This window comes from Bowmanella sp. JS7-9, from assembly GCF_004329715.1.
Lineage (GTDB): Bacteria > Pseudomonadota > Gammaproteobacteria > Enterobacterales > Alteromonadaceae > Pseudobowmanella > Pseudobowmanella zhangzhouensis.
On record NZ_JXSY01000033.1, the window covers coordinates 1 to 4,791 of the forward strand.

General features: G+C 48.4%; 4 protein-coding genes. 1 reads left to right on the top strand and 3 read right to left on the bottom strand.

The features are described 5' to 3' along the window. The coding region (locus tag TK45_RS15745) for a metal-dependent hydrolase (protein WP_131259809.1) at positions 1-979 on the top strand (979 nt) is incomplete at its 5' end. Here the strand turns inward: TK45_RS15745 and TK45_RS15750 are convergent. Genes TK45_RS15750 through TK45_RS15760 form a run of 3 tightly spaced genes read right to left on the bottom strand, consistent with a single transcriptional unit; the run spans position 943 to position 4,238 of the window. Further along, on the bottom strand, positions 943-2,556 hold the full coding sequence (locus TK45_RS15750) for a diguanylate cyclase domain-containing protein (RefSeq protein ID WP_165490809.1): 1,614 nt from the start codon (positions 2,554-2,556) through the stop codon (positions 943-945). The two genes, TK45_RS15745 and TK45_RS15750, sit on opposite strands and share 37 nt — an antisense overlap. Beyond that, positions 2,549-2,947 carry a hypothetical protein gene (locus TK45_RS15755; RefSeq protein ID WP_131259811.1) on the bottom strand — a complete coding sequence of 133 codons (399 nt, stop codon included), beginning with the start codon at positions 2,945-2,947 and terminating at the stop codon, positions 2,549-2,551. Before TK45_RS15755 ends, TK45_RS15750 begins: the two co-directional genes overlap by 8 nt. 28 nt (positions 2,948-2,975) lie before the next feature. Further along, positions 2,976-4,238, bottom strand: coding sequence for a hypothetical protein (locus TK45_RS15760; protein WP_131259812.1), 1,263 nt, complete (start codon positions 4,236-4,238; stop codon positions 2,976-2,978). Positions 4,239-4,791: the final 553 nt, after the last annotated feature.

Sequence of the window (4,791 nt, forward strand, 5' to 3'; positions counted from 1 at the left end):
AGGCTCGACGGTGGCATTAGCGTGCGCGCCCAAACAGTTAGGCAAAAAAGCGGCCATATGGGGCGCAGTATTAGGCACCTTACCTGATCTGGATGTACTGATCCCCATGGGGGATGCGGTAGCAGATTTTACTTATCATCGTTCATTCAGCCATTCTTTACTGGTACTTACCCTGCTAAGCCCTTTATTCGCCTGGCTCATCGGGCGTATTCATGACATTGCGCCACGAAAACTCTTCACCATGGTGTGGCTGGCGCTAATCACCCATCCCTTGCTGGACAGTTTTACCACTTACGGCACACAGCTGTTCTGGCCGCTGTTTGATTATCCGGTGTCCCTTTCCAGTGTATTTATTATCGACCCATTTTATACCCTGCCCTTGCTTGCCTTTTTGATCGCCGGATTGCGCACAAAAGCACAGGTAAAACATCACTGGTTAGCTGCTGGCCTGGCAATTAGTACCGGTTATTTATTCCTTGGCGTTGGCATAAAACAATGGGTTGAATCGCGGGTAGAAACGTCATTACAGCAACAAGGCATTCAATCGAAACGACTATTTTCTACCCCGGCACCTTTCTCACTGATTTTATGGCGCGCAGTCGCCATGGAGGAAAACGGTTACCGCGAGGTTTATGTGTCCCTGTTTGATAAGACATTGCCTGAACCGGGCCCCCTGTTGCCTCAATATGCAGGTATTGCTGAGCCGTTGCCCGAGCTGGCTGCGGTTAAGCGACTTCGCTGGTTCACTCATGGTTTTTATAAAGCCGAATTACAAAACCAGCAATTGGTCATGACTGACTTACGTATGGGCATGGAAAATAACTATGTGTTCAGTTTTGTGATCGCTAACTGTCAGGCTGGCTGCGTTGCATCAGAAGCCAGGGGATTGGAAGCAAAGCGCGATCCGGCATTACTCGGCTTGGTTTGGCAACGCATGTGGGATCAGGATGTATCCGTCACATCCGAAGTGGGGGAATAATCCATATCCGAGGTAAAGGTCAGGTATTTCTTGGTGGGATCTTCCTTGTAACCCTTTGAGGCATACATGGCTTTATCTGCCATATCGACCAGCACATTTAAATCCCGAGAATCAGCTGGAAAACATGCGGCGCCCATACTGGCACCAATTTGCACCTGCACATCCACTTCCGTTAACTGATATGGTGTCGCGATAAAGTTAAACAGACTTTCGCACAGCGCTGCCACCCGCAAACGATCCGAGCCTGGCAACAGCATGACAAATTCATCGCCACCCCAACGACCGGCGATATCGTCAGGCTCCAGTACCCGACCCAAACAACGTGCAACATAAATCAGCAGTTCATCTCCGGCACCGTGACCATAGCGATCATTCACCCGCTTAAACCAGTTAAGATCAAACAAAACAAAGATAAAGGCGGTGTCCTGCTTTTGCATCTGCTCCAGCCTGCGTTGAAAACCACGACGATTCAGCAACTGGGTTAACTGATCAAATTCCGCCTGCAAAGATAACTGCTCCAGCTCGGCGCGCCGTTCAGATACGTCATGCAACGCAACCTGATGATAGGTTTCATTGGCACTATTTAATATTCGGGTCACAACAACCTGCATCCACACATCTTCACCGTTGCGTTTCGCGTACAGCGGAAATTCGGCAATCGCAATATTGGCGCGCATCAGGGTTTGCTCAAGTTTGCGCAGCACTTCACTGGGTTTATGAAATAATGTGCACAACAAGGTGCCGTGATTATCACGTACCGGGATATCAAGGGATTCGAGTAAACGCTCAAACGCCGGATTTTGCAGAATCAAATCGCCGCTTGGCGAAGTCAGCACTATGGGTTCAACCGCATTGTGAAAGATCATTCTGAATTTTTGCTCGAGGCGCTCAACCTCTTCACGCAGTAAGCGCTCCTGGCGGATTTGCTGTTCAGCCCGTTCTAACAACAGATTAATATCTTTTACCAGCACCCCCAATTCGGTTTGTTGCAAGCGTTTGCCTAGCGCCAGACGTTTATTACTTCCTGGCGCAATTTCATGCAACACTCTGGCCGTGCGCACTAAGGGGGATGACACATAAAAGTACGTAACCGCCAAGGCAATAACCATCAACAAAATCGCTAGCCCAAACATTGCTGCGGCGTTTTCCGTGGCGATGGTTTCTGCTCTGTCGCGAATAAACTCGTGGTTTGGATAGATGTACAAACGCCCTGTCACTTTATCGGGCTCGAACAAAGCATACAGGTCAAATATTTGTGGCGTTACGGCGGGCACGGGCATTTGATGGCTGGTTAATTCCAATTGCTGAAACTCGACCCTTGCCAGGCTGACAATATCACTTTCCGCTAAACCATCCACGACTTCCTGGGCGAGGTCAACTCCATCTTCCCCCAAATACACCGCGGTCGAGATCGTCTGTTTTACCGTTTTATACAAAGAGGAAAGCTGCTCAGACGCCAGGTGCATCTCCTGCTTTACGGTGACACGATAAACCATTTGCGACGACACAATGCCGATAATGACTGACGATAAACCAATGTATGCCGCCAAGCGGGGAAGCAGTCCAAATTTACTCAAGTCGGTATACCACCTTAACATCTGGGGTCACGGCATTGGCAGGCAAATAACCCACGCCACCTGGATTATCACGAATATACGCCAACACGCCTTGTACGGTTCGCTCCTTCGCCGGGGGGCGCACTTTGCCAGCAAATCGTAATCTCGACCAATAAGCGTTAACACGGGAAACGGGTTGCTCAAGCAGCGTCTCGAAAAAAGCAGTTCTAAGCGACATATCACTTTCGAAATCTACCGGGAATGCACTTGCTCCGTTGGGAAACGCGACAAATTTACCCATATAAATATCAATAATCTGGCTTTTTTGCAGTGTCGTCACCGGATTGGCTTTATTCACCACGACAACCAATTCTTCCGCCCCACTTTGGCAGCAAAAAAACATAAATATCATTGCAATCAATCTGCTGAGCATGCGTGGCCTAAAAAATAAAACTGGTAAGCAGAAACAACACGTTAACCTCCCCGGGTTCTCGCGTTGCTAACCCACCGGTCATCGGAGGTTGCCAAAATCCACTACCCTGGCGTCTGATCCAGCTATGATCCCATTGCACCTTCAGCGCAACCGCATCCGTTACGTTCCAGCGTGCGCCGATTGACGCCGTTGTCTGGTTCATATTGTAAAAATCGTTGAGAAAACGCGCCCCTTGATAGGTGTCAAAGGCAGGTTGAAACTGCGCGAGCCCGGTTACATTGGCGTTATTGAGTAAATCATCGGTGCGATTTGTTTTTGCGAAGCCGACATTGAAAAACCATTGCCAGCTCTCCTGATGGGAAATAAAGCCTGCATAGCCGCTGTAAACATCATGCACGGTTTCGCTGGCACTGCGGATATAGGCTATTTCAGACATGATTGTGATGTTGTCTACATTAAGCTGGCCGCCTATTGAGCTATACCGTGCAGTTTTGTTATCAAGATCCAACTGACTGATGACTTGCTGTGCATCTGGCCATAGGACGGTGAAAGCTGGGAAAATCTGTTCTAGTGATGTGACCGCATCGACCAGCGGCTTAGCATACTGATTATCAAATCGCACCTGGGTGTGATGTATTGCTATCTCCCAATCCAATGACTCCGCTGCTAACACCAGACCAACGACATTCTCCATTTTAAAGTCACGACTGCTGTTTGTGTTGTCAGCGCTTATCTGCGCATTGGTTTTGCCGTAAAACAATTTCGCTGAATAGGTCTTATCTGCAGCACGTGACAGGTACTCTGCATCAAGGCCATCCAAATGACGATGAGGTACGATACCGTATATTTCACTGGGAATTTTAGCGAAGCTGTAGGCGTAATCCACATCCCGGTACTCTGTCATTAAAAACAGATCAAACGGCACGCGACCAGCACGAAATATAAAATTTGGCTGAGGTTTGTAACGTACAAAACCCACATTTAACAAACCATTCAGATCAGTATCGACTTGGTCACGGTAATGTAATTGAGTGACCACATCCCATTGCGGCGACACCGCCCAGTCAAGCTGAACCCCTATATTGCTGTGCTCGCGCCAATCCCATTGGCCATCAAACACAGCAGTGGTGCGAGAGTAATCACGCCGGTAACCAAAATCGGCGGAATCAGTCGTAACGATACCAATGGAACCAAAACCTGAAAACTGAAGGGCTTCATTCGCGAGTGCCTGCACAGAAAGCAGGCTACACAGCCATAACCCCCATCTCATAAACACTCCTGATGAAATTCGGCAATGGCCGATATGAAAATACCCACTAAACATAGCAAAACTCTCGAAAACCAGAGGGAAAAAATCATAAAAATCAGTATGTTTAACGCACCATTTCGTTTTCAGAAGGGGGCGGCAGCAAGGCACTTATACTAAGCCCGCTTAATGTTCGTTGTGTTTAGGTAAGAAAGAAACCTATCAAAAAAAAACAATAAGCAGACTGATGGGCTGGATCGGATTGCCCGGGCTTTCCTGCCCTCACCCTTCGATCCGTCGTCGCAAGCTCCAACGTTCAAATTCATTCCCGATGAATTTGTCACAAAGACCAGCAAATAAAAAAGCCCACTCAAAGCTGAGGATAGAAGCTGACTTGAATCACGCGGGGGATTGCTCGGGCTTTCCTGCCCTCACCGCTGCGCGGCCAGCCTTCGGCTGTCCAAAATTGTTCCCGACAATTTTGTCGAACCCGCAGGGGATCGAAATCGTAAAGATCTCCAAATAAAAAAGCCCACTCAAATGAGTGGGCTTTTTTATTTGGCGTCCCCTAGGGGAT

Coding starts and splice junctions, on each gene's coding strand:
- TK45_RS15755 (WP_131259811.1), bottom strand. CDS start 2,947: ATGATATTTATGTTTTTTTGCTGCCAAAGTGGGGCGGAAGAATTGGTT.
- TK45_RS15760 (WP_131259812.1), bottom strand. CDS start 4,238: ATGAGATGGGGGTTATGGCTGTGTAGCCTGCTTTCTGTGCAGGCACTC.